At 69.6% G+C, this 2,588-nt stretch carries 1 pseudogene; it reads left to right on the forward strand.

Going from position 1 to position 2,588, the window contains the following annotated elements:
- Positions 1-2,588 (forward strand): annotated as a pseudogene (locus D769_RS32500) (hypothetical protein); the annotation flags it as partial.

The following is a 2,588-nucleotide window of genomic DNA, read 5'->3' on the forward strand; positions in this document are numbered from 1 at the left end:
CAGGTCGAGCAGGCCCAGGCCCCTGCCGCCTCGTCCACGTCCACCGCCACCACCACCCCGGCCGCGAAGGCCCAGGACGGTGCTCCCGCCCAGGCTGCGGAAACGGTGGCTGCGCCCGAGCGCGTGCCGACCGGTCCGTGGGACAACTACCCGGGCAAGTGGGGCGTGGCCGTGTACGACTCCTGGCGTGCCCGCTACGCCGACCCGGCGAACAACGTGGCGATGAGCCCGCGCGAGGACGCCCCGGACGGCTTCGTGAAGAACGCCAAGGGCGAGCGTCTGGGTCTGTTCGACGCCGCTGCATTCGTGAAGGCGCTCCCGGAAGGGACCAGCCGCACCGACTCGTTCGTGGCGCTGGACAACGCGTACAAGGCCCACGAGGAGGCCATGTACGTCAGCCGGATGAACAGCACCGGGCCGGACACCATCCGCCTGGACCTGGTGAAGGCCGCCGAGCACGCGTCGTTCAACGCCGAGCGTTCCGCTCTGCTCCGCGGGACCCCCGACCAGGTTGCGGCGAACCGCGAAATGGCGCGTGAGGCCTTCGGGGCCCTGTTCGCCTACGACGTGAAGCACGGTCACCCGATCACCGACCCGGACCGTGACCTGAGCAGCGGGGCCACGGTGCAGGAGCAGTACAACTGGGTCAAGCGCGAGGACACCCGCGAGGATGGCCGCCTCGTGGCGCGCAAGGAAGTCGGCGCGTCCGTCCTGGGGACCGTGCCCAGCGAGGGCCACCTGTTCATGACGCTGATGACCGGTCAGGGCGAGCTGATCGTGGGCCGCCGCCGGTCCATGATCGGGTTCAAGCCGTTGCAGGTCACCCCGCTCGAACGCAGCGAGTTCACCGCGCCGCAGGAGATCCGCACCGCGATCGCGAAGGAGCACGCCGAGGAGGTCGCCGCGAAGAACGCGAAGGTCCACGAGCTGCAGGAGGCGCAGAACGCCGTACGCGTCGAGCTGGAAAGGGTCCAGGCGAAGGAGAAGGCCCAGGAGGCGGCCGTTGCCCAGCCGTTCGTGCCCGAGCCCGACTACCAAAAGACCGACGCGGTGGTCATCGCCCGCGGGAAGCTGGTCGATCACGGGGTCGACGACATCAAGATCAACGGCCAGGACCCGATGCCGTACGCGTCGATCGAGGACCGCGAGGGGAACGTGCGCCGCATCTACGGCCACGATGTTCCGCGCGCCCTGCAAGAGGGCAACGTGCTCCCCGGCATGACCGTGGAGCTGCGCGGCGACACGACCAACTACATGAAGCTCGACCAGAAGACCGGCGAGGAGTACCCCGCCACGGCGGTCCACTTCAGCGCCCGTCCGCACAACTTCGAGCAGTACGACGCCCAGCAGCGCGCGAAGCACGATGCGCTGGCGAACCAGGCGAAGGAGAAGGAGCTGGCCGCGGCCCAGGGCATCCTGCCGTTCGCGCCGCAACCGGATTACGCCCGGACGGCCAGCGAGCATTACGCCCGCGGCACGCTGCTCGAGCAGGGTTTCCGTCCGTACCAGGACCGGGAAGGCGCCAAGCCCTCCCCGTTCGCCGTGGTCGAAGGCCGGGACGGCGAGAAGCACACCGTCTGGGGCAAGGACCTGGCGAAAGCCATCGAGGTCGGCGGGGTCCAGATCGGCGAAACCGTGGAGCTGCGTGCATACCGCACCGAGCCGAAGACCGTCCAGCTCGCCAACGGTGAGCAGCGGGTGGTGCCCCAGTCCACCTGGTCGGCCGCCCCGCACGATTTCGTGGCCCACGAAGCGCAGCAGCGCGAGGCGCACGAAGCCCTGCATGGCAAGATCCGCCAGGAGGTGGCCCTGACCGTCGAGGAGCGGATGGCATCGTGGCTGGACGCGAGCGTCCAGAACCCCGAGCACTACCAGACGATGGCGCGCGACCAGAAGACCGGGTCGACCACGACCCTGGCCAGTGCCGCGGCCGAGCAGACCAAGGTCATCGCCCAGGAGGAACTCTCCGCCGAGGCCCAGCGCCAGGCGGGGATCCAGGCCGCCATGAACGCGCCGGCCGCCTCGCTGAACGCCGACGTGCTGAACGAAGGATTCAACTCGATCAACGTGAAGGGCTTCACGCAGCACGGGGTCGCGTACAGCATGTCCATGGGCGGTGAGACCGTCGAAGGGGTCGCGCCGTGGAACCGCGAGGCGAACAGCCTGGACGGGGCCACCAGCCCGGCCATCGACCACATGACCGCCGGTGTGCGCCTGAACAACGCGATGGGCGGCCCGATCTCGCCCGACGATCGCACTTTCGTGAACGAGGCGCTGCACGAGCACCTGGAAGCGCAGACCCAGGCGTTCGTGCGCGAGCACGGCCACCAGCTCGTGCCGATCGAAGCCCGCCTGCCGAATCGCCAGAACGGTGGTCTCGCCGCGCGTCTGGACACCTGGGCCCAGGCCCAGGCGCAGAACGCCGAGCAGGACCAGCAGAAGGGTCGCGGTGAGCAGGGCCAGGCCACGCTCGTGCCGGCCGCCACCACGGTGGAGCCGGTGCAGACGGTCCAGCCCGTCGCCGAAGCGCAGGCGGTTGCCCCGTCCACGGTCAGCGTGGGCAAGGAACGAGTTCACGGTGCGTGGCC

The organism is Cupriavidus sp. HMR-1 (assembly GCF_000319775.1).
Classification (GTDB): domain Bacteria; phylum Pseudomonadota; class Gammaproteobacteria; order Burkholderiales; family Burkholderiaceae; genus Cupriavidus; species Cupriavidus metallidurans.